This window comes from Micromonospora sp. NPDC047740 (assembly GCF_043204735.1).
In the GTDB taxonomy this organism is placed as follows: domain Bacteria; phylum Actinomycetota; class Actinomycetes; order Mycobacteriales; family Micromonosporaceae; genus Micromonospora.
Genome location: NZ_JBIDCT010000017.1, coordinates 78,892 through 100,665 on the forward strand (window position 1 = coordinate 78,892; position 21,774 = coordinate 100,665).

18 protein-coding genes and 1 pseudogene are annotated in these 21,774 nt (G+C 69.8%); 7 read left to right on the top strand and 12 right to left on the bottom strand.

Annotated features, from left to right (window positions below):
- The first annotated feature begins 124 nt into the window (after positions 1–124).
- Both ACGF4F_RS27945 and ACGF4F_RS27950 read left to right on the top strand, forming a co-directional pair.
- Complete coding sequence (locus ACGF4F_RS27945) at positions 125–2,578, top strand: Tex family protein (RefSeq protein WP_393081821.1); 2,454 nt, start codon at positions 125–127, stop codon at positions 2,576–2,578.
- A gap of 216 nt (positions 2,579–2,794) precedes the next feature.
- Complete coding sequence (locus tag ACGF4F_RS27950; protein ID WP_387277546.1) at positions 2,795–3,226, top strand: hypothetical protein; 432 nt, start codon at positions 2,795–2,797, stop codon at positions 3,224–3,226.
- A 6-nt stretch (positions 3,227–3,232) separates the two neighbouring features.
- On the opposite strand, the gene ACGF4F_RS27955 is transcribed toward ACGF4F_RS27950, so the two are convergent.
- The 3 genes from ACGF4F_RS27955 to ACGF4F_RS27965 are packed head-to-tail and all read right to left on the bottom strand — an operon-like array spanning position 3,233 to position 6,130.
- Positions 3,233–4,186, bottom strand: coding sequence for a DUF389 domain-containing protein (locus ACGF4F_RS27955; protein ID WP_393081825.1), 954 nt, complete (start codon positions 4,184–4,186; stop codon positions 3,233–3,235).
- Between the two features lie 58 nt (positions 4,187–4,244).
- Positions 4,245–4,889, bottom strand: coding sequence for a GNAT family N-acetyltransferase (locus ACGF4F_RS27960; protein ID WP_393081828.1), 645 nt, complete (start codon positions 4,887–4,889; stop codon positions 4,245–4,247).
- Positions 4,886–6,130, bottom strand: coding sequence for a glycosyltransferase family 4 protein (locus ACGF4F_RS27965; protein WP_393081831.1), 1,245 nt, complete (start codon positions 6,128–6,130; stop codon positions 4,886–4,888). The genes ACGF4F_RS27960 and ACGF4F_RS27965 overlap by 4 nt, the downstream gene beginning before the upstream one ends.
- Positions 6,131–6,241: 111 nt before the next feature.
- Here ACGF4F_RS27965 and ACGF4F_RS27970 point away from each other — a divergent pair, with 111 nt between their 5' ends.
- Both ACGF4F_RS27970 and ACGF4F_RS27975 read left to right on the top strand, forming a co-directional pair.
- Entirely contained in the window at positions 6,242–7,396 is a 1,155-nt protein-coding gene (locus ACGF4F_RS27970) for a DegT/DnrJ/EryC1/StrS family aminotransferase (protein WP_393081834.1), read from the top strand.
- Positions 7,393–7,980: a sugar transferase gene (locus tag ACGF4F_RS27975; protein ID WP_357441319.1), complete on the top strand. Its 588-nt coding sequence runs from the start codon at positions 7,393–7,395 to the stop codon at positions 7,978–7,980. Before ACGF4F_RS27970 ends, ACGF4F_RS27975 begins: the two co-directional genes overlap by 4 nt.
- A gap of 61 nt (positions 7,981–8,041) precedes the next feature.
- On the opposite strand, the gene wecB is transcribed toward ACGF4F_RS27975, so the two are convergent.
- Genes wecB through ACGF4F_RS27990 form a run of 3 tightly spaced genes read right to left on the bottom strand, consistent with a single transcriptional unit; the run spans position 8,042 to position 11,341 of the window.
- Positions 8,042–9,166: a non-hydrolyzing UDP-N-acetylglucosamine 2-epimerase gene (gene wecB, locus ACGF4F_RS27980; protein ID WP_393081837.1), complete on the bottom strand. Its 1,125-nt coding sequence runs from the start codon at positions 9,164–9,166 to the stop codon at positions 8,042–8,044.
- Between the two features lie 13 nt (positions 9,167–9,179).
- Positions 9,180–10,307: an NAD-dependent epimerase/dehydratase family protein gene (locus tag ACGF4F_RS27985; RefSeq protein WP_393081840.1), complete on the bottom strand. Its 1,128-nt coding sequence runs from the start codon at positions 10,305–10,307 to the stop codon at positions 9,180–9,182.
- Entirely contained in the window at positions 10,301–11,341 is a 1,041-nt protein-coding gene (locus ACGF4F_RS27990) for a polysaccharide biosynthesis protein (RefSeq protein ID WP_393081843.1), read from the bottom strand. Before ACGF4F_RS27990 ends, ACGF4F_RS27985 begins: the two co-directional genes overlap by 7 nt.
- Positions 11,342–11,781: 440 nt before the next feature.
- Here ACGF4F_RS27990 and ACGF4F_RS27995 point away from each other — a divergent pair, with 440 nt between their 5' ends.
- Positions 11,782–13,107, top strand: coding sequence for a hypothetical protein (locus ACGF4F_RS27995; protein ID WP_393081846.1), 1,326 nt, complete (start codon positions 11,782–11,784; stop codon positions 13,105–13,107).
- Positions 13,108–13,147: 40 nt separating this feature from the next.
- Here the strand turns inward: ACGF4F_RS27995 and ACGF4F_RS28000 are convergent, their stop codons facing one another.
- The 3 genes from ACGF4F_RS28000 to ACGF4F_RS28010 form a co-directional block, all read right to left on the bottom strand.
- Positions 13,148–14,197 (bottom strand): glycosyltransferase family 4 protein, encoded by a 1,050-nt coding sequence (locus tag ACGF4F_RS28000; RefSeq protein ID WP_393081849.1) that lies wholly within the window; start codon positions 14,195–14,197, stop codon positions 13,148–13,150.
- Positions 14,198–14,391: 194 nt separating this feature from the next.
- Positions 14,392–15,645 (bottom strand): lipopolysaccharide biosynthesis protein, encoded by a 1,254-nt coding sequence (locus ACGF4F_RS28005; protein WP_393081852.1) that lies wholly within the window; start codon positions 15,643–15,645, stop codon positions 14,392–14,394.
- Between the two features lie 165 nt (positions 15,646–15,810).
- On the bottom strand, positions 15,811–16,782 hold the full coding sequence (locus tag ACGF4F_RS28010; RefSeq protein WP_393081855.1) for an NAD-dependent epimerase/dehydratase family protein: 972 nt from the start codon (positions 16,780–16,782) through the stop codon (positions 15,811–15,813).
- Between the two features lie 237 nt (positions 16,783–17,019).
- Here ACGF4F_RS28010 and ACGF4F_RS28015 point away from each other — a divergent pair, with 237 nt between their 5' ends.
- Positions 17,020–18,264, top strand: coding sequence for a glycosyltransferase (locus ACGF4F_RS28015; RefSeq protein WP_393081858.1), 1,245 nt, complete (start codon positions 17,020–17,022; stop codon positions 18,262–18,264).
- On the opposite strand, the gene ACGF4F_RS28020 is transcribed toward ACGF4F_RS28015, so the two are convergent.
- Positions 18,232–19,206 carry a hypothetical protein gene (locus ACGF4F_RS28020; protein ID WP_393081861.1) on the bottom strand — a complete coding sequence of 325 codons (975 nt, stop codon included), beginning with the start codon at positions 19,204–19,206 and terminating at the stop codon, positions 18,232–18,234. The two genes, ACGF4F_RS28015 and ACGF4F_RS28020, sit on opposite strands and share 33 nt — an antisense overlap.
- Positions 19,207–19,778: 572 nt before the next feature.
- Here ACGF4F_RS28020 and ACGF4F_RS28025 point away from each other — a divergent pair.
- Positions 19,779–19,925 (top strand): annotated as a pseudogene (locus ACGF4F_RS28025) (NAD(+) kinase); the annotation flags it as partial.
- Positions 19,926–19,943: 18 nt separating this feature from the next.
- On the opposite strand, the gene ACGF4F_RS28030 reads toward ACGF4F_RS28025, so the two are convergent.
- On the bottom strand, positions 19,944–20,549 hold the full coding sequence (locus ACGF4F_RS28030) for a DapH/DapD/GlmU-related protein (protein ID WP_393081864.1): 606 nt from the start codon (positions 20,547–20,549) through the stop codon (positions 19,944–19,946).
- A 90-nt stretch (positions 20,550–20,639) separates the two neighbouring features.
- Positions 20,640–21,629, bottom strand: coding sequence for an NAD-dependent epimerase/dehydratase family protein (locus ACGF4F_RS28035; RefSeq protein ID WP_393081867.1), 990 nt, complete (start codon positions 21,627–21,629; stop codon positions 20,640–20,642).
- Positions 21,630–21,774: the final 145 nt, after the last annotated feature.

The window sequence follows — 21,774 nt, forward strand, 5'->3', positions numbered from 1 at the left end:
TGCCGTAAGTCCGTTTTCGTGATATCGGCGGCCGATCCACGCCGGTGGGTGCGCCGGGGCGCGGAGCGTCCGGGGCGGACGGCAGAATGCACCACGGAACCCACCCGAGAAGGCGGATCAGATCGTGACCCAGTCTGTTCATCAGCGGATCGCCGACGAGCTCAGCGTCGCCGAACGCCAGGTGCGGGCGGCCGTGGAGCTGCTCGACGGCGGCGCCACCGTGCCGTTCATCGCCCGATACCGCAAGGAGGCCACCGGCTCACTCGACGACGCGCAGCTGCGCACCCTCGAGGAGCGGCTGCGCTACCTGCGCGAGCTGGACGAGCGACGCGCCGCGGTGCTGGAGTCGATCCGGTCCCAGGGCAAGCTCGACGAGGCGCTGGAAGCGCAGATCATGGCGGCCGACTCGAAGTCCCGGCTCGAGGACATCTACCTGCCGTACAAGCCCAAGCGGCGGACCCGGGCGCAGATCGCCCGCGAGGCCGGGCTGGAGCCCCTGGCCGACGCACTGCTCGGCGACCCGACGCTGGACCCGCGGGAGGCGGCCGCCGGCTATGTCGACGCGGACCAGGGGGTGGTCGACCCGGCCGCCGCGCTGGAGGGCGCCCGGGCCATCCTCATCGAGCGGTTCGCGGAGGACGCTGACCTGATCGGCACGCTGCGGGAGCAGATGTGGTCGCGGGGTCGGCTGGTCTCCCGGGTACGCGACGGCCAGGAGAGCGCCGGCGCCAAGTTCGCCGACTACTTCGACTTCGCCGAGCCGTACCCGAAGCTCCCCTCGCACCGGATCCTCGCCATGTTGCGCGGCGAGAAGGAGGGCGTGCTCGACCTGACCATGGACCCGGAGCCGGAGGGTGACTCCGACGCCGTGGCCGGCGGCCCGACCCGGTACGAGGCGGCGATCGCCGGCCGGTTCGGGGTCAGCGACCAGGGGCGCCCGGCGGACAAGTGGCTGACCGACACGGTGCGCTGGGCCTGGCGGACCCGGATCCTCATCCACCTCGGCGCGGACCTGCGGATGCGCCTCTGGCAGGCGGCCGAGGAGGAGGCCGTGCGGGTGTTCGCGACCAACCTGCGCGACCTGCTGCTCGCCGCGCCCGCTGGCACCCGGCCCACCATGGGCCTCGACCCGGGCCTGCGGACGGGCGTGAAGGTGGCGGTGGTGGACGCCACCGGCAAGGTGGTCGCCACCCACACCATCTACCCGCACGAGCCGCGCCGGCAGTGGGACGCCTCGATCGACATCCTCGCCAAGCTGGCCGCGGCGCACCGGGTGGAGCTGATCGCGATCGGCAACGGCACCGCCAGCCGGGAGACCGACAAGCTGGCCGGCGACCTGATCAAGCGGCACCCTGAGCTGAAGCTGACCAAGGTGGTGGTGTCCGAGGCCGGCGCGTCGGTCTACTCCGCCTCCGCGTACGCCTCGCAGGAGCTGCCCGAGCTGGACGTGTCGCTGCGCGGCGCGGTCTCCATCGCCCGCCGCCTCCAGGACCCGCTCGCCGAGCTGGTGAAGATCGACCCGCGCTCGATCGGCGTCGGGCAGTACCAGCACGACCTGTCCGAGGTGAAGCTGTCCCGCTCGCTGGACGCGGTGGTCGAGGACTGCGTCAACGCGGTCGGCGTCGACGTCAACACCGCCTCCGCTCCCCTGCTGACCCGGGTCTCCGGCATCGGCGCCGGGCTGGCGGAGAACATCGTGCTGCACCGGGACGCCAATGGACCGTTCCGCACCCGGGCCGACCTGAGGAAGGTGCCCCGGCTCGGGCCGAAGGCGTTCGAGCAGTGCGCGGGTTTCCTGCGCATCCCCGGCGGCGACGACCCGCTGGACTCCTCCAGCGTGCACCCCGAGGCGTATCCGGTGGTACGGCGGATCCTCGCCCACACCGGGCAGGACGTCCGCTCGCTGATCGGGCAGAGCAGGATCCTGCGCGGACTGAAGGCGACCGAGTTCGTCGACGAGACGTTCGGCCTGCCCACCGTCACCGACATCCTCGCCGAGCTGGAGAAGCCCGGCCGCGACCCGCGCCCCGAGTTCCGGACGGCGACGTTCGTCGAGGGGGTCGAGACGATCGGTGACCTGAACCCCGGGATGGTGCTGGAGGGTGTGGTCACCAACGTGGCCGCGTTCGGCGCGTTCGTCGACGTCGGCGTGCACCAGGACGGTCTGGTGCACGTGTCGGCCATGTCGCACACCTTCGTGAAGGACCCGCGGGACGTGGTGAAGTCCGGCGACGTGGTCCGGGTCCGGGTGCTCGACGTCGACGTACCCCGCAAGCGCATCTCGCTGAGCCTGCGGCTGGACGACGAGGCGCCCGCCGGCGGTGGCCGCCCGGCTGACGGCCGGCGGGAGCGCGGTGGCCAGGGCGGCGGCGCGCGGGGCGGCCAGGGCGACGGTCAGCGCGGCGGTCAGCGCGGCGGCCAGGGCGACGGTCAGCGCGGCGGCCAGGGCGGTGCGCCGCGCGGGGACCGGGGCGGCTCGCGCGGTGGGCCGCAGCAGCGGCCGGGGCGCGGCGGCGGAGCACCGGCCCCGGCCAACGGCGCCATGGCGGACGCGCTGCGCCGCGCCGGCCTGGCCTGAGCCTCGGGCCACGCTGTCGAGCTGATGTCGTCAACGGATCGCCGGAACGCGTCAGCTCGACAGCGCGACCGGAAGCGGACCGCCCGGAGCTGACGGCACTGGCGGGCGGACCGGGCGCGCCGGTTGAGGCGGCGCGAGCACCGGACGGCGCACGGCCAGCCGTGCTGCGAGGGCGTCCCGGCGGTGGGCCGGTGAGGCCCGCGTACCGTGGCACACGTGGCGGACGACGGCCTGGAGTGGCGGGAGCGGCAGCGCCGCGCGGTGCGGGCGCACGCCGAGGCCGACGCCCGGCAGCGCGCCGCCGAGCAGGCCGAGGCGGCGGAGCTGGTGGCCCGGTTCGCGGCCGAGGCGACCCGGCGCGGCCTGCGCCCGGACCGGCTGACCGTGACGTCCTACGACGGCCGCGCCCGCTACCGCACCCGCCTCACCGGGTGGTACGTGGACCGGGCGCGCAGTCGGGCGGTCGACGCCGAGGGACGGTTCTACCTGCTGACCGTGCCGCCCAGCCTCCGCTCGCGGCTGTTCGGGGCCGACCCCGAGCCGACCCCGCCGCCGCTGGTCGTCGGGCGCGGTGGCCGGGACGGGGAGTCGATGCCGCTGCGGGACCTGCTCACCCGGCGGCTGGCAGCTGGCGACGACTGGGGCTGAGCCGGCTCAGCCCCCGGCGGCCCGGTACCCGGCCGCCCGGTGGCGGATTCGCCACCACCACACCTGCTGTACGACCAGGGTGGCAAGGCCGGCCAGCACGATCGCGAGCAGGTTGATCATCAGCTGGAGCGACGAACCTGCCGCCTCCTGCCATACGCCGTACGCCGCCGCCACGGCCACGTTCGCGGCGGCCGGCACGGTGGTCACCGAGATCAGCACCCCGACCAGCGCGCCGGACTTCTTCGAGGTCAGGGAGAGCATGCCGGCGACACCGGCGAGCAGACCGACCACCCAGGAGAGGGCGTCCGGCCGCCAGATGAAGTCGGTCAGCGGCCGAGGCGCCAGCAGGGTGGCCCGGCTGACCAGACCTGCCGCGGTCAACGCCCAGGTGCTCAGCACAGTCACCAGCATCGCGGCCAGGAACCCGACGACCAGGGCCTGCACCGACCGGCCGACCACCCGCCAGTTGCGCCGCAGCAGTGCGACGCTGAGTGCGGCGAGCGGGCCGAATTCGGGGCCGACCACCATCGCCCCGACGATCAGGATCGGCTGGTCGAGCAGCACGCCGATACCGGCGATCATCGTGGCCACCATGATGAGAGCCAGGAACGTCCCGCTGAGCACCGTCTGCTCGCCGGTCTTCGCGGCGATCTCGTCCCAGACCAGGGCATCCTCCCCGTGCCCCGGCGCCTCCCGGGCGGCCCGTTCCGCCGCCGCCGACAGCGTCACCTCGACGTCGTCGGCGGAGATGCCGCCGCGCGCCTCGACGCCGAGTTCCTGGAGCCGCCGCAGGACTCCGTCGGCGCTCTCCCGGACCACGTCGCACAGCACCAGGTCGCCCGGCGGTTGCCGCGCGGCACCGGACAGCACCGCGAGGTGGGTGACGCCGGGTTCCGCGGCCAACATGTCGACCACTGCGGACGACCGGTCGGACGGTGCGATCACCCGGAGGTGCAACACGGCGGGTACTCCCTGCGGTCGGGCGGCTCACACGCCGCCGGTCGCCGCACTGTACCGATCAGCCGGCCGGCTCGCCCACGCGCGGCACGGACGGCGTGGCCGAGATGGCGTAGCAGTTCATCCGCCGCCCTTCCCGGGTGGTCCAGCCGCCCCGCAGCGTCCAGCCCGCCCGCTCGTAGAAGGCGTTCACCCGATCGTTGCCGTCCGCGTCGGTGGTCAGGTACGCCGAGGCCACCCCCCGCCGGCGGACTCCCTGCCACCAGGTGTCGATGAGCCGTCGCCCGTGCCCGCCGTGCTCGGCTGCGGGGTCGACGCAGATCGAGCTGAGCAACGCCCCCCGGGTCTCGACCGGCGCATCGCCACGGTAGGCGACCCCACGCAGCACCCGCAGTGCCACCGCCGGGCGACGGAGCACCGCCGGCATGCTCGCCAGCGCGAGCCGCGGGCCGCGCTGCCGCAGCAGCCGGCGGAAGAACAGCTCCGGGGCGACGGTGCCGACGACCATGCCGACCAGCTGGCCGTCGGAGTCCCGAGCGACCGCGGTGACCGCGTCGGGGTCTCGGACGAAGCCGGCGTAGAACTCGCGTAGGAAGGGCTCGCCGAGAGTGGACAGGAAGAACCGGTCGAACGCGCGGACGTGCAACGCCGCGGCCGGGCGGACGTCACCAGGGCGCAGGACGTCGAGGTCGCCGGCCGGGCTCATCGGCGCCCACCCGCCCAGGCGGCCGCGCGCAGCGCCTCCTCCACCCGTCGTACCCCGGAGGCCAGGGAGTACTCCCGGTCGTAGAACTCCCGGCCGTCCCGGCCGAGCAGGTCCAGCTTCTCGCGTCCCAGCCCGCACACCGCACGGACGGCGTCGGCGATCGAGTGGGGGTCTCCGGGCCGGGCGGTGATCCCCGCACCGCTCGCCGACGCCACCGCTGCGGCGTCACCATCCGCCGCGACGAGCAGCGCGCGGCCGGCGGCGAGGATCGCCTGGACCTTGCTCGGCATCGTGTACGCCGACATGTCGGTGGGCCGGAGGCTGACCACGTGCGCATCGCCGGTGCGCAGCAGCGCCGGCATCCGCTCGGCCGGTAGCCGGCCGAGGAACCGCACGTTCGGCAGCCCGTGCTGCGCGACCTGCCGGCGCAGGCGTTCCTCGCACCCCCCGGACCCGGCGAAGAGGCAGACCAGCCGTGGGTCGTCGACCATCGCCACGGCGTCGACGAGGGCGTCGAGCCCCTGCGCCTCCCCCATCGTCCCGGCGTACACCAGGACGATCTGGTCGTCGCGCAGGCCCAGCTCCGCACGGAGGTCGCCCGGAGCGGCCGCAGGCTTCTCGTCGGCCCACATCGGAATGTGCACCAGCTTGTGCTCGGGCACCCCCCGGCGGACCAGCAGCTCACCGACACTGGGCGAGATGTACGCCACCTGAGCGGCGGACCGATACATCGCCGCGCACCAGCCGGCCATGCCCCGGGCCAGCAGCGCGCCCCGCCGTCCCGCGCCGAGGAAGCCGCTGGCCTGCGCGCTGTCCGGCCACAGGTCGAGCACGTGCAGCACCACCGGGATCCGGTGCGCGTAGCGGGCGAACCACATCGGCAGCGAGACGGTGATCGGGGAGTTGCTCACCCAGAGCGCGTCCAGGCCCCGCAGGGCGTCGGTGCCGGAGGCGAGGGTCGAGGCGGCGAAGGTGCCGTAGGTGGCCAGCCGGCGCAGCGGGGAGTCGTCGTGGCTCGGGTAGAGGGCGACCCGGCGGATCCGCACCCCCTCGGCGTCCACCTCGTCCTGCCGCCGGCTCATCCGGTAGCCCGGGGCCAGCCGGCCGGTCGGGTAGTTCGGGAAGCCGGTGAGCACCTGGACCGTGTGGCCGCGTCGGGCGAGGCCGCGCGCGAGCGTGCCGGGCAGCGCCGCCGGCCCCGGCTCGGGGTCGTACCACTGGGTCAGCAGACCGACCCGCATTCGTCACCTCACGAACCATATTCGCAAATAGGCAAATAGTCACCAGAAGGGGCGAAGGGAGTTTAACCTCCGACAAGGCAAAACGGACCAAGGCAGCAAAGAGGAGTTTTGGTGGGAGACAGCAGCCTTCCCTTCGCGTTGCCTGACATCGGCGAGGAGGAGATCGCTGCCGTCACGGCCGCCCTCCGCTCCGGGTGGCTCTCCAGCGGGCCGTTGGTGCCGCGCTTCGAGCAGCGGTTCGCCGAGGCGTGTGGACCGGGGGTCAGCGCCGTCGCGGTGAACTCGGCGACCGCCGGCCTGCACCTGGCCCTGGAGGCGCTCGGCGTCGGGCCGGGCATGGAGGTGCTGGTGCCGACCTGGACCTTCACCGCCACCGCCGAGGTCGTCGTGCACCTGGGCGCCGAACCGGTGCTGGTCGACGTCGACCCGGTGACCCTGCACATCGACTTCGCCGACGCGGCAAGGAAGGTCACGCCGAGGACCGTCGCGATGCTGCCCGTGCACTTCGCCGGCCAGCTCGTCGCCCCGGCGCAGGTGCAGGCGTTCGCCGAGCGCCACCAGCTGGCCGTGGTCGAGGACGCCGCCCACTCGTTCCCGGCGAGCAGCCAGGGAGTCGCCGTCGGAGCCGGACCGAGCGCGGCGACGGTGTTCAGCTTCTACGCGACGAAGACGATCACCACCGGCGAGGGCGGGATGGTGGTCACCCGCGACCCCGACCTGGCCCGGCGGATCCGCACCACCCGGCTGCACGGGTTCGACCGGGACGGCTTCGACCGCTACCGCAGCGACCGGCCGGCGTGGCGGTACGACGTGGTCGAGGCCGGCTGGAAATGCAACCTCACGGATCCGGCGGCCGCGCTCGGCCTGGTCCAGCTCGACCGCGCGGAGGCCATGCGAGCGCGCCGCGAGGAGATCGCCGGCTGGTACCGCGAGGCCTTCGCCGGACTCCCCCTCGACCTGCCCACGCCGGCTCCCGCCGGCGACGTGCACGCCTGGCATCTCTTCGTGGTCCGGCTACGCCCGGAGGCGGCGCCCGGCCGGGACGGGTTCATCCAGGAGATGTCCCGCTTCGGCGTGGGCTGCAGCGTGCACTTCATCCCGCTGCACCAGCACAGCTACTGGCGGCACCGGTACCACCTCACCGATGCCATGTTCCCCGTCGCCAGCGCGGAGTTCGCGCGCGTGGTCAGCCTGCCCATCTTCTCGGCCATGACCGACGAGCAGGTCGACCGCGTCATCACGACCGTCCACAAGGTGCTTCAGTGATCAAAAGACTCTTCGACGTCGTCGTCGCGGCGGCGGCCCTGATCCTCTGCGCCCCCGTCCTGGCCGTGATCGCCCTGGCGATCCGGCTGGACGACGGCGGGCCGGTGCTCTTCCGGCAGGAACGCGCCGGCCGGGCCGGGCGCAGCTTCCACATCCGCAAGTTCCGGACCATGCGGGCCGGACCCGGCGCCGCCGTCACCGCTGACACCGACGCCCGGATCACCCGGGTCGGCCGGCTGCTGCGGGCGAGCAAGCTCGACGAGCTCCCCCAGCTCTTCGACGTGCTGATCGGCCACATGAGCCTGGTCGGTCCGCGCCCTGAGGTCCGCAGGTACGTCGACTGCTGGCCGCCGCTGGCCCGCTGGCGCATCCTCTCGGTGCGGCCGGGCATCACCGACCCGGCGTCGATCACGTACCGCAACGAGTCAACGGAGCTGGCCCGGGCGCCGCAGCCGGAGGAGTACTACGTGTCGGTGGTGCTGCCTCGCAAGGTGGAGATGTACGTGCGCTACGTCGAGACCCGCAGCTTCCTCGGCGACCTGCTCATCCTCGCCCGAACCGTGCAGGCGGTCATCGGCCGCTGACCTCACCTGACAGGGCCGGGGACCTCGTGGTCCCCGGCCCTTTTCTCGTGGCTCGGACGGGTCAGCGACGGATGCCGGCCCACTCGTGGTGCCGGCGGACGGTGGAGAGGATGAAGTCGACCACCCGACGGGAGGTGTCGGTCACCTGGTAGTCGGCCGGGCAGGGCACGCCGTCGGCAGCGACCTGCTCGACCACCACGCCGACCGCCTCCACGACCCCCGTCGGGTCCAGGCCGGTCATCACGATGCCGCCCGCGTCCAGCGCCTCCGGCCGCTCGATCGACTCGCGCAACGTCACCGCGGGGAAGCCGAGGATCGCGGACTCCTCACTGATCGTGCCGCTGTCGGAGAGCGTGCATCGGGCCAAGCGCTGCAACTGGACGTAGTCGATGAGCCCGAACGGCTCGTGGAAGGTGATCCCGTCGAGGGTCAGCGCATCGGCCGCCAGCACCTCCAGCCGCTTGCGGGTACGCGGATGGGTGGACACCAGCACCGGCAGGCCCCAGGCGTCCCGGACGGCCCGCAGGCAGTCGAGCAGCCGGCCCAGCCGGTCCGGCCGGTCCACGTTCTCCTCCCGGTGCGCACTGACCAGGAAGTACCCGCCCTCGTCCAGCCCGAGCTGGTCGAGCACCGTCGAGCGCTCGATGTCCGGCAGGTAGTGCGTCAGCACCTCCCGCATCGGCGACCCGGTGTGCAGGATGCGCCGCGGGTGCAACCCCTCGGCGAGCAGGTTGCGCCGGGCGTGCTCGGTGTAGACCAGATTGAAGTCGGCCACGTGGTCGACCAGCCGGCGGTTGGTCTCCTCCGGCACGTTGAGGTCGAAGCAGCGGTTGCCCGCCTCCATGTGGTAGACCGGCACCCGCATCCGGCGGGCCATCAGGGCGGCGATGCAGCTGTTGGTGTCGCCCAGCACCAGCAGGGCGTCGGGACGCACCTCGGCGATGGCGTCCTCCATGTCGATCAGCACCCCGCCGAGCACCCGCCCCAGCGACGAGGTGTCCACCCGCAGGAACCGGTCCGGCTCACGCAGCCGCAGCTCGGTGAAGAACACGTCGGACAGCGAGTGGTCCCAGTTCTGCCCGGTGTGCACGAGGACGTGGTCCACCGTACGGTCCAACCGGTCCAACACCCGGGACAACCGGATGATCTCCGGACGCGTACCGACCACCGTCATCACTCGGGTCATGCCTGCTCCCTCCCTACGCCGCCGCCACGGCCGGCTCCGCGATGGTCAACTCCACCGGCTCGGGCCAGGTGTCGGGTCGGGCGGGGTCGAAGACCTCGTTGGTCCAGAAGAGGGTGAGCAGTTCCGCCGAGCCGGTGTTCACGATGTTGTGGACCCACATCGTCGGCATGTCCACCACCACCGGCTCAGCGCCGTCGACTGGGAACCGGACGACGGCGTCGTCGCCGACGCGGCGCAACCGGATCTCGGCGCTGCCCCGCAGCACGCAGAACCGCTCCACCTTGGCGAGGTGGAAGTGCTCACCCCGGACCACTCCGGGACGACTCGTGGAGCAGAACGTCTGGCCGCCGCCACCGTGCACCTTGACTGTTTCGACCAGCTCGCCGCGCGCGTCGGCGCGGCGGGTGAGCGGCAGCGGGTAGTGCGCCGGAAAGCAGTGCGACCGGTAGGTGTTGAACAAACGGACGGCGTGCCGATCGGTCAGCGGCGGTATCTCGCCGCCCCGGTACAGCGCCGCGAATCCGGCGAGCCGGTCGGCCAGTTCTCGCACCCCGGTACGCAGCCCCGGCATGCCGGCGTCCCACGAGTCGCCCGCTGGCGCGCCCATCAGCCGGGCCGCCGCGTCGGTGACGTGCACCAGGGTCAGCTCCCGGTCCTCGTGCACCTCCGGCGACCGCTGCTCGGCGAGCATCCGGCAGAAGGTGGCCACCACGGAGTTGTAGTAGGGCAGGCCGTGCTCGCCGTACAGGTTGGGCAGCTGCACATCCACCAGGTCGGGACGGGCGGCCGCCAGGGTGACGGCGGCGAGCGCCTTGGAGTCGCCGTACGGGGTGCCGTTACCCGCCTGCACCGAGTTGGCGAAGACCACCGTCCCGGGCTGGGTGGCGCAGCGGCGCAGGCCGCGGACGAGTGCGGCAGCCAGCTCGACGTTCCCGGTAGCCACCTCCCGCGGGTCACCCCGGTTCACCCCGGCCAGGTGCAGCACCCGGTCGACACCGTCCAGCTTCGCCGCCAGCGAGGCCTCGTCGAGCAGCTCGGCGCGATCGATCAGGACCGGGTCCGGCCAGCCCAGGGCGCGGGCGAGCACCCGGACGTGCCAGCCGAGGAAGCCCTGCCCGCCGGTGAGCGCGAGCCTCAGCATGCCAGCACCGGATCCCGTAGGGCCAGCTCCGCGCGGATCTCCGGCAAGGTGCGCAGCAGGTCCATGATCTGGGGTACGTCCAAGCGCGGCGCGTTGGCGGAGTTGAAGTCCTCGGCCGGATTCTCCCGCAGCTCGCCCTCAGAGGTGTACAGCGCGTAGTTCAGGTCACGCGCGTCGACGGGCACCCGGAAGAAGTCACCGAAGTCGTCGGCCTGGGCCAGTTCCTCCCGGCTGGCCAGCGTCTCGTCCTGCTTCTCCCCGTGCCGTACACCGATCACCTCGGTCTTCGAGGGCACGTCGAAGAGCTGGCAGACCGCCTCGGCCAGGTCGCCGATGGTGCAGGCGACCGCCTTGCGGATGAAGACGTCGCCGGGGCGGGCGTGCTGGAAGGCATGCTCCACCAACTCCACCGAGTCGGTCAGCGACATCAGGAAGCGGGTCATCGACGGGTTCGTCACCGTCGGCGCACGTCCCGCCTTGATCTGCTCCACGAAGAGCGGGATCACCGAGCCGCGGGAGTACATGACGTTGCCGTACCGGACGCAGGAGACGACCGTGCGGCTGTGCGGGTTGTTGCGGGCGTGAGCCTGGGCGACCTTCTCCATCAGCGCCTTGCTGATCCCCATCGCGTTGACCGGGTAGACGGCCTTGTCGGTGCTCAGCACCACCACCGAGCGCACCCCGTTACGCTCGGCGGCCTCGATCACGTTGGCGCTGCCGAGGATGTTGGTGCGGACCGCCTCCAGCGGAAAGAACTCGCAGGACGGCACCTGCTTCAGCGCGGCGGCGTGGAAGATGAAGTCCACGTCGCGGCTGGCAAGGTGCACCGAGTCCGCGTTCCGGACGTCGCCGATCAGGTATCGCACCCGGTCGTCGCCGAGTTGGCGCCGCATCGCGTCCTGCTTCGCCTCGTCCCGGCTGAGCACCCGGACCTCGCCGACGTCGCCGTCGAGCAGGCGACGCACCATCGTCTGTCCGAAGGAACCCGTGCCGCCGGTGATGAGCACCCGGCGTCCCGCAGTCAAGAAAGTCACTGACGCTCCCGTTGGTCGGCTTGCATGGGGCGGGAGGAGGACCCGGAGTGAGCAGGGTCTGGCCCGCACATGCTGTAACGAGGGAGCACAGATCGCGAAACGCCATAAAAAGTATATGCGTGATGAACGACGCGATCAGGATGATACCGACCACTGCGTCGCGCCAATGAGCCGCTCGGGCCGCCCCCAGGTGTTATAACTCCTGGGATTGATTTGCGTGATTTAGGTGAAGTTTTCTCATCGACGCTCTCCGACTGCGGCCGGCGGTGACGGTGGGAGCACACGAGCCAGCACGTCCAACCGCTGATCCTGCCCGCCGGTTCGGGCGCAAGGCACACCCTTATCCGCATCGACGCTGGAGCACAGTGCACATGACGATGACGACGAGCCTGAGGCCCAGTCCGGAGATCAGGACGGAGGCGCGGCGAGCCTCTCTCGCGATGTTCACGCCGCTCAAGCTCGCAGCCGGCTACCTGATAGGAACGTACGCGTTCTTCCTGACCGCCGGCCGGGCCGCGGAAGTCGAGAACCTGTCCCGTCTGACGCTGTTCGTCCTCGCAGCCGTCAGCGCACTGTGCATAGGCTACGTCGCCCAGGTCCAGCGCCTGAAGCGGTCACGCCCGACAGCCGAAAGGGCCGATGGCCCCGCCACACCAGGCCTCGTCTTCCTGTGCGCCACGTACTTCCTGATCCTGGGACTTGCCCAACTCAACGTGATCGGCGTCCCGTCGCCGTCGGAAGTGGCCCACGCCCTGACGCATCCCGGCGAGCAGTACTTCCTCCAGCGCCAATTTGAGGGCGAGTTCTCTCGCCCCGTCCAGGTCCTGACACTGCTGGCCGGCTTCTATCCCCTGCTCATTCCCCTGGCAGTCCTGCACTGGTCGCGACTTGGAAAGCTTCTGCGATGCTACGTAATCACCGGCATCGCCATCTACGTGACCTACTATCTGTCCATCGGCGTGCTCAAGGGACTAGGCGACCTACTCATCACATGGGGTGCCAGCTATCTTCTTCTATCAGCGACCCGGGTTGGCGGGAAGGCTCGACACGTTCGAATCCGACCCTGGCGCCGCGCGGCGCTGTTAACAGTGATGACGCTGATTTTCCTGACGTACATGTCGTTCAATCAGAACGACCGCACCGAGAGCTCAGGGCAGCCCTCCGCCATCCCCGCAAACCCGGTGATCGCCCGGATCGTCGGAGACGATCTCGCCTCCGGACTTGCGGTAACCCTCTCCTACCCGACCCACGGATACCTCGGGTTGAGCTATAACCTCTCCGTCCCTTTCGTGTGGACGAAGGGGATCGGCGGGTCGCCCGCGATCGGCAGCTACCTCGGCCAGTACACGAGCATCGACCCCCACTTCGATGACCGGTATACGGCCCGAACCGCCGAGGCCACAGGATGGCCCGACGGCATGTACTGGTCGACCATATTCCCCTGGCTTGCCTCAGATTTGAGCTATCCAGGTTCGCTTGCCTTCATGGCGATAGTGGGGTGGTTCTTGGCGAAATTCTGGATCGAATCGATACGCACAAGGCGGATTCTTTCGGTGGCCTTGTTCGGCCAACTCGCACTACTGATCGCGTTCGTGCCGGCAAACAACCAACTCGGCCAAACCCGGCCGGCCCTGATCGCGTTCGTTTCACTGGCAGCCCTATCCCTGGCCGACCGCATCCGTCGGCGCGTCGCCGCCTCCGCGGCAGCCAATGAGCCGATTCGGCTCGGACCGGGCCGGCATCTGCCGCGGCGCGGAAGCGCCTGACGGTCCAGGTTCGGGGCCAGGTCGCACACGCACCCGAAAGTCAGTGCGAACCCGCCCTCTCCCTGCCGTCAGAAGCGACGGCGTCCGCGCTCTCGCCGATGGCCGGCCGAGTGACCGAGCGCCACAACTGCACGTAGCGGTCGAAGACGCTCGCCATTCCGTACTCTCGATGGGCCTTCTGCCGGCCGAGGGTTCCCATCTGGCGGCGCCGCTCAGGATCAGCCGTGAGTTCGTCCAGCGCGGCAGCGAGCCGTGCTGGCGATCGCGGTGGCACCACCATCCCGCATCCGCCTTCGAGCATTTCACTCACCGCGCCGACTTCGGTGGCGACGATTGCGCAGCCCACAGCCATCGCCTCGACGATGACGTTCGGAAAGCCCTCGGTGTGGCTGGGTAGGACGAACAGGTCCGCCGCCGCCATCGCGCGCAACGCCTCCCGGTGCGGTAGCTCACCCACGAACGCAACATTCGGCAGAGGCGCGAACGTCTGCTGGAGGGACTCGACGTACTCCTGGTCGGCCGGACCGGCGATCAGCAGTCGCCACCCCGGGCGGTCCCGTTCCTGCCATGCGGTCAACAGATCCTCGACCCCCTTGCTCGGCAAGACCCAGGCAACGAAAAGCACGGTGCCGGGCTGCCCGGCGTGTGTCGGTGCCCGCTGGGGTATGTCATCCAGCTCGGCACCATTGGGGATCCGCACGATTCGGACATCGGCCAGGCGAGAGCGAATGGCGTCGGCGGTCGTCGGGTCGATTGGGATGACTGCATCGGACCGACGCATCACCCATGCCATCAGCCGCCACTCCACGGTGTTTCGGCGAGCGATGTCCGGCACACGCCCGAACCGCAGGTGGTAGACGAAGGGGCGCCGCCCGAGCCGGGCGATCCCGGCCAGGACCACGTCGCGAACGGAACCTAGACCCCCCGACGAATTCAGGTGGACGACATCCACACGGTGAGTGAGCGCCAGTGCGGCGACCCGGCATGCGCTGGTAGCCAACTGCCAGCCGCCAGCGACGATGCGCGATCGCAGCGAGTCGTCGTGGAAGGCACGCCGTCGCTGAGCGATGTCGACGATCTGAAGATCCACGTCTGACCCCTGGCGGGCGCGTTCGCGAATCATCTGTGTGCCCCGCGCGATACCTCCGAGCGGCGGAGGTAGAGGAGCGACCAGACACACCCTCACCGGCATCGACATCTCGCTACCTCCTTGGACTGGCAGGTGGGCGACCACTGGTCGGTCGCCGAACCAAGGTCTCCCGGCCTCGACGCGGCCGGCGGGAATCAGGGGCACACCGCCAGGTCGCCCGCGGGCCGGCCCGCATTGAGGACCACCCGCCGGTATCCGAGCAGCGCGGCCGGAAGGAGCGTCACCAGACCGATGGCGACGCCGGCCCACGGGACCATCGCCACGCCCCAGTGGTCGGCGGCAAACCACTTCGCCGGCACCGACAAGAGCAGGTAGAGGGTCCAACCCCAGAGTTGCGGAGGAACCAGACCGGCAGCATTCTGCACCATGAAGCACGGCGAACTCACCGCCATGAGCGTCCACCAGCACGCCAGTCCGGCCAACAACCACCGGTCAGGGACCAGCGCTTCGCCCACCAGGACGCCGAGGAGCAGATCGCCGGCGGCGACCAGGACGACCGCAGGCAGAGCTGCCCCGACCAGGGAGACCAGCGTCATGCGCCGCGTCGACCGGCGGACCCAGGACACGTGCCCTCTGGCGAGCGCGTCACCGTTCGCCGTCCAGAGGGGGGTGTTGATCATGGAAACGAGGAGGCCCACCTGCGCGAAGAGGCGTGCCGGCACGGCGAATGAGGTCGTACTTCGAAGGCCCAGGACGTGCGCGACGATCAAGGCGTCGACGTTCGCCGCCAGGGACATCACCACGGTCAGGGCGAGGAACGCCCCCCCGAGCCCCAGCAGGGAGGAAGCGACCTCACGTCGCACATACCTCAGCCGCGGCCTCAGTCCCGGCAACTCGCGGGCGAAGGTCCAGAAGCTTGTCACGAGGTTGCCGAGCAGCGGAGCAACCACCACGGCGCCCACCACGGCGGCGGGGGACAGATCCGCCCGTACAGCGACGATGGCGAGCGGCAGGGCGAGCAGATTGCCGCCGGTCTGCCAGAGGTTGCTGCGAGCGACGCGCTGATAGGCGTACTGCACCCGAACGATGAGGGAAAGGGGAACATTGACGATGAAGGCCGTGAGACAGACCAACGCGATCAGTCGAGCGTCCTCATTCAGGGCGGGCTGCGCCACGTTGAACAGCGACGACCACGGAACGACTCCGGCAAACAGCCAGAGCATGGCGCAGACGCCCAGGGCCATCATCGACAGAGCCAGGTAGGCGGTGGCGACATAGCATCTCGCACGTGTGACGTCACCCGCAGCCTGGCAGACGCTCAACCTCGTCATCAGGCTGTTGCCGAGTCCGAGATCGGCGAAGGCGGCCATCCCCGTTACAGCCGCGACAGCCATCCAGAGTCCGTAGAGGTCGGCGCCGAGATAGCTGAGCGTCAGCGGGATGAGCACCAGCGGGACGATCGCACCGCTGCCCCGGCTCAGCACGCTGGACGCGATGTCGACTACGAGGCGGCGATCACGAGCGGTTCCGGCGGACTCGATGGGATCCGCCGTAGCGGGGAGGGCGGCAGGTACCTCATCTGCCGCCGTCGCCGGAGAGGGGCTCATTCCCTGTCAGACGGCGAGGGAGGCGGCCGCTTCCCGCGCAGCCAGGGTGTCCTGTCCCATCCGCCACGTGACGGTGGCCTCGATGCCGGCCCGGAGGGGCACCGGCTGAATGTCGGGGAACAAACTGCGAAGTGTCGAGCCGTCCGCCTGCGAGTCCCGCACGTCACCAGGCCGCGCCTGGTCGTGGGTCACCTCGACCTTACGACCGAGCACCTCTTCCAGCTCGGTGATCAACTCCAGCAACGACGTACGCGTACCGAAGGCCAGGTTGATCACATCGGGGACGGACACTCGGCGGGTCACGGCCGCCACGAGCACCTGCGCCACCGTGCCCACATAGGTGAAGTCGCGAGTCTGCCGACCGTCTCCGAATATCCGCAGGGGCCGGCCCTCGAGAGCAGCTGCGACGAAGGCGGGGACAACCGCGGAGTAGACGCCGTTGAGCGGCTGCCGCGGACCGAAGACGTTGAAGAAGCGTACCGGCAGCACAGGCAGGCCGAAGCAGGCTCGGTAGGCCAGGGCGTAGGACTCCGTCGCCAGCTTCGACACGGCATAGGGACTGAGCGGCATCGGCCGCATCGCTTCCCGCTTCGGCAACGCCGTGTTGGCACCGTAGACGGACGACGACGAGGCGAGCACGACCTGCGGGATGCGGTGCCGACGCGCCGCCTCGAGGACGGTAAGGGTGCCGGTGGCGTTGGCGTGATGGCTGCGCAGCGGGTCGTCGATGGATCGGGGCACCGAGGGCACCGCCGCCAGATGGACGACACTGGCCGCACCGGGCAGCACCTTGTCGAGCACGGAGTCGTCCAGGACCGAACCCTGGACCATCTCGGCCGTCGTACCGAGCAGGTTTTCTGCACGCCCGGTGGATAGGTCGTCGACGACGACGACCTCGGTGACGTCCGAAACGCCTTCCAGGGTCTGCACGACATGGGAGCCGATGAAGCCGGCTCCGCCGGTGACCACGACCTTCACTGCCATCTCCTATGTCTCCGGGCGCGGCGCCACCCGTGCCTGGCGTGACAGGCACGGCCGGGCAGGTCGGAGTGGATGGATGAGACGCCGCGACGTCCACGGGTCACCGCCCGATCGTTACCAGTCCAACGCCTCGTGGATGGCGGTAGTTACGCGTAAGGCACGGAAGTCCCATAACCACCACAGATCCGGCCTGGTTGTACCGGGAGGTGTTCCAGTGGACGAACAGGAAGTTCCGTGATCAGGATTCTCATGCTGGGGATGCACCGGTTCCCGCACGGTGATGCCCCGTCCAACCGGATGCTCGCCATGGCCCGCTCGTTCGCCGAGGCGGGCTGCGCGCCCTACGTGGTGGGTAACGGCGTACCTGATCAGCGCTACCGCGTCGGTACAGACCTATATGTGGTGGACGGTGTGCCATTCACCACCGTCCGTGACCGGCGCGACCGGACGCTGCACCGCGCCCTCGCCCGGATCTTCCAAACCCTCGCTCTCGCCCGAGCTGCCCGTCGGGGCGGCACCAAGGACGCTGCGCTGATATACGTGACGCACAGCACCGTCACCCTCGGACTCACGCTGCTGTGCCGGCTGGTCTGGCGCCGCCCCCTCCTCATCGACTGCACCGAGTGGCACGAACCGTCACAGTTCCGCTGGGGCCGTCTGTCTCCGCAGTACCTCCGTTTCGCCTATCGGTTCCGCTTCCTGTGCCGCGGCCACGTCATCGGCATCACCCGGGCCATCTGCGCAGAGCTAAGTCGACGAGGGAATCAGGTGGTCCGGATACCGCCACAGGTGGACATGACACACTTCGCGCCGCATGGGCCGCTCGCGGCAACACGCATCGAGCTGTTCTACGGCGGCTCCGCGCGAGGCAAGGACGATCTCGGCACAGCGCTACGCGGCCTCATGCTTCTCACGCCGGACGAGCGGTCCCGATTCCGCTTCACCATCGCCGGCCCGAGCAGAACGGAAATCTCCGAACTGGTCGGCGGGGACGAGCCACTCCAGGCACTGGAGCAGACTGTGAACGTCATCGGTCGGGTCTCGAGGGACGAAGTGCTGCGACGACTCGCCCAAGCCCATTTCACCGTGTTGCTACGGCCAGTCAGCAGATACTCGGCGGCAGGGTTTCCCTCCAAGATCCCGGAGAGCCTGGCCGCCGGCACTCCGCCGCTCGTTAACCTGACCAGCGACTTGGCGGACCACCTCGCGGACGGCTACAACGCGGTGGTCGTTGACGACTGCTCAGCCGAGGCCTTCGCGGCGGCGGCGCGACGGGTCCTCACCCTCGACGAGGATCAACTCGACCGCATGAGCCGGGCGGCGTCCGACACGGCACGCAGCCAGTTCGACTGCCGGGCCTGGGCCGACGCCTCCCGTGTTCTGATCTCTCAGATCACGGGCACTCAGCTTGGTCCGGATCCGCGAACAGGTGCAACGCGACACATGTCAGGGACGAGCTCCCAGCACCGTGCCGGCTGACCGACCGTCCCCTCGATCAGCAAGCAGCGACACTGGAAGCGCGACGGCCGCTGCCGCCAGATGGGCACGGAACCGCTCGGCAACGTCGCGCTTCGAGTGGTGGGCCCTGGCATGGGCATAGCCGGTTTCGGCAAGCCGTTGTCGGAGTAGCGGGTCACCGCACAGCTGCTCGACCGTGCGAAGAAGGAGGTCGGGATCGTTCTCGCCGACGACCGACGCGGCGCCGGTCGATGCCAGATAACGCAGCGAGGCGAGACCTCCCGGCCCGAAGCCAAGCACCGGACGCCCGGCGGCCAGGTATTGAGGCAGCTTGGTGGAGAGCGACAGTCGGGTGTAGCGGGCAAAGTCCGGATCGAAGGACTCGACATGCACCACCACGTCGGCCGACTGGAGGACGATCGGCACCGCCTCGCTGGCGACCGAATGCGCTAGGCGCACGCAAGCGAGCCCACGGAACGCGTCGGTGTGGCGAGCGAGGTCGCGGTCAGGGGCGTACACAGTGAGCCGCGCCGGTGGCAGCGGGGGACGGAGCCGTTCCAAGATCCTGCCGAGCTGCACCAGCGAGGCCCAACGGCCCAGGTGTAGGCCGCCCACATACACGAATTCCAGTTCGCCCTCCGGCTGTCCCTCCGGTCTAGCCTGGTACGCCTCGAACGCGCTCTCGGGCACACAGTTCATGAAGGCGGCGAAGGGAATGCCGTACCGCTGCTCGTACTCGACAGCCATCTCCTCACTGATGCACAGGCCCATCCGGGAGTGGCGAAGGACCTTCGCGATACTCGATTGGACCGCGTGGCGCCCGAGCCCGAGGAGCTCCCCCCGTGTGAAGAGCGTCGTCGGCCAATCGTCCATGAAATGTGGCACGACGGGCAGGTGAAAGAGCCTGGCGAGGCGGTTAACCAACGCCATGACCCGCACGCTACCGAGCATCGAATAGATCACCTGAGGTTGGCAGGATGCCACCCATTCACGCACCTCGTGCCCGACAACGAGAGGACTCAGATCCGCTGCCGCTCGCGCAGCGCCGAGGCATCGGGACCGCCAGGAAGATGCTGTGCGTCCGGCTGCAGCGGGTTCACGACCGCCGGCTCCGACAGGCAGTGAACGTGCAACAACCTTGCGAAGCAGATGGTCAACTAAAGCGCTTCGGGGATCGAGGCGATGAAAGGCCCCGCAAACGCCCGCCGTAGGGCTTGCAGGCGACAAGTAAAGCTGCGACAGGTGTTCGACGGGCCATCCATGGAACAGGTTGGAGAGGGTGATGCCGGTACCACTGTCGTGGCTGAATGGGTCAGCCCCGACCACGAGAACCCGCGGGTGTCCCGCTGACCACAACTCCCTCACGAACCGTTTCTCCCCGTCGATAGCCCTGATCGCGACTGCTCCGCGCCTGCGGCACTTACAGGAAGCAACGACGGGGACGTCGCGGGGTGTCGTCACTCTTTGGTACGGCACGCCGAAACGCCGCCCAGACACGGCAGCATCACGACAGACCGATCGGTACGGTCCGCGCCGGCGCAGTGGAAACCCGGTACGTATGCGACGCCGGCTTGGTGGTCCGGCTCGATCCCCGCCGCTACCAGGAGCGCAACCAGCTTAAGCTCAGCCTGCTCGACCTGCCGCTGCTGAACGACCAACTCAACTGGCGCGAGCTGCCGCCGCCGCAGCGAACCGGGCTGTCAGCCGGTGGTAACGCCATAGATCTTCTTGATCGCATCGGCCTTAGCCTGCGCCGGCAGGTGACCGATCCGCAGGGACTTCGCCTGAAGCCGCTCGAGGTACTCGTCCGTGCTGCGGATCGGACGAGCGGGCACCCCCGCCGCGACCGTGTTGTCCGGCACGTCCCGGGCCACGACCGAACCGGCGCCGATGACACAGCGATTGCCGATCGTCACCCCCGGCAGGATGATCGCCCGGATACCGATGTACACATCGTCGCTGACGATGATCGGGGCGGTCCACTCGAGGTCCGGATGGTCCTTACGCAGGATCAGGGTGCCGCCGTCGTGCGTGACGAACTGAACCCCCGCAGTGATGTAGACGTTGTCGCCCAGCGTCACGAGCCACGGCTCCGACCCGAACATCTCCCGGCTCATCCCATAGAACTTCACCTGGCCGTTGATGTTGACGCCAATCGACCGGGCGAATGCCACCGGATCGCGGGAGGCGACCCAACGGTCGTGCAGTTTGCCGACGAGCGTGCGAACGCGGCTGGGCACGCGGAACCCCTTACGGACGGGTCGGAAATCCTGGTAATCGGACGGCGCGAGGACGGCGGCGATCACCTGGCGTAACGAAATCCGGGGCAGGCGGTGACGATCGCCAGCCTCAGCCCTTGACGAGCACGTGTCGGCCTCGGCCTCGCCTCCTCCGCCTCAGCCGACGATCGGCTCGGCCCGGCGCTGGGGTCGTGCGGCCACCTGGGCCCGCAGCGGAACGTGCGTCTGGTGCCACGCGACCGTGGCAGCGAGCCCCTCGGCGAGCGGTACGGCTGCCGCCTGCGGGAACAACTGGCGCATGAGATGGTTGTCCGCCTCGGAGTGCAGGATGTCTCCCGTTCGGGCCGGCGCGTACCGCCGGGCCACCGGTCGACCGAGGATCAGTTCGAGCTCGGCCAGCACCGAGTGCAGGTCGGTCCGGGCGCCGAAGGCCAGGTTCACGGGTTGGGGCTGGTGCACGTGCCGCCGGACGGCGTCGAGGATGACCTCGCAGACCGTGTCCACGTAGGTGAAGTCCCGGCTCTGATGGCCGTCACCGTGGATGACCACCGGCTCGTCATGCAGGGCGGCGTGCACGAACTGTGGGATGACCGCCGCGTACGCGTGGTCGTGGCGCTGGCCCGGGCCGTAGACGTTGAAGAGGCGGAAGGCGAGGGTGGGCAGGCCGTAGCAGGCCTGGTATGCGGACGCGTACGCCTCGGTGGCGAGCTTGGCCGCGGCGTACGGGCTGAGCGGGCTGGTCCAGGTCAACTCGCTCTTCGGTAGCTCGGGATTGGCGCCGTAGACCGATGACGACGAGGCCAGCACGACGTGCCGAACCCCCTCCCGGCGGGCGGCCTCCAGGACGGAGAGCGTGCCGGTGGCGTTGATGCCGTGCGCGGCGATCGGCTCCCGGATCGAACCGGGCACGCTGGACATCGCGGCCAGGTGAACGACCACGTCGCGGCCCGCCATGGCACGGGACAGCCGGGCCTCGTCCAGGATGGATCCTTCGCGCAGCTCCACGTCGAGCCCGGCCAGGTTCGACCTGCTGCCCGTGGAGAGGTCGTCGAGCACCCGGATGTCGGTGACGGCCGGGTCCGCCGTGGCGATCCGGACCAGGTTCGCGCCGATGAACCCGGCGCCCCCGGTGATCAGCAGTCGCATCCCGAACCTTCCCCTTCCGCGCATCCCCCTGACGTCCACGGCAGCGGGGCGGGCGCCCGTGAGGACAGCGGACCGTACGGTGCACCAGCCACCTTGAGGTCGGCGTGGATGTCGCAGCATGCCACCGGTGTACCGCCCTCCTGCC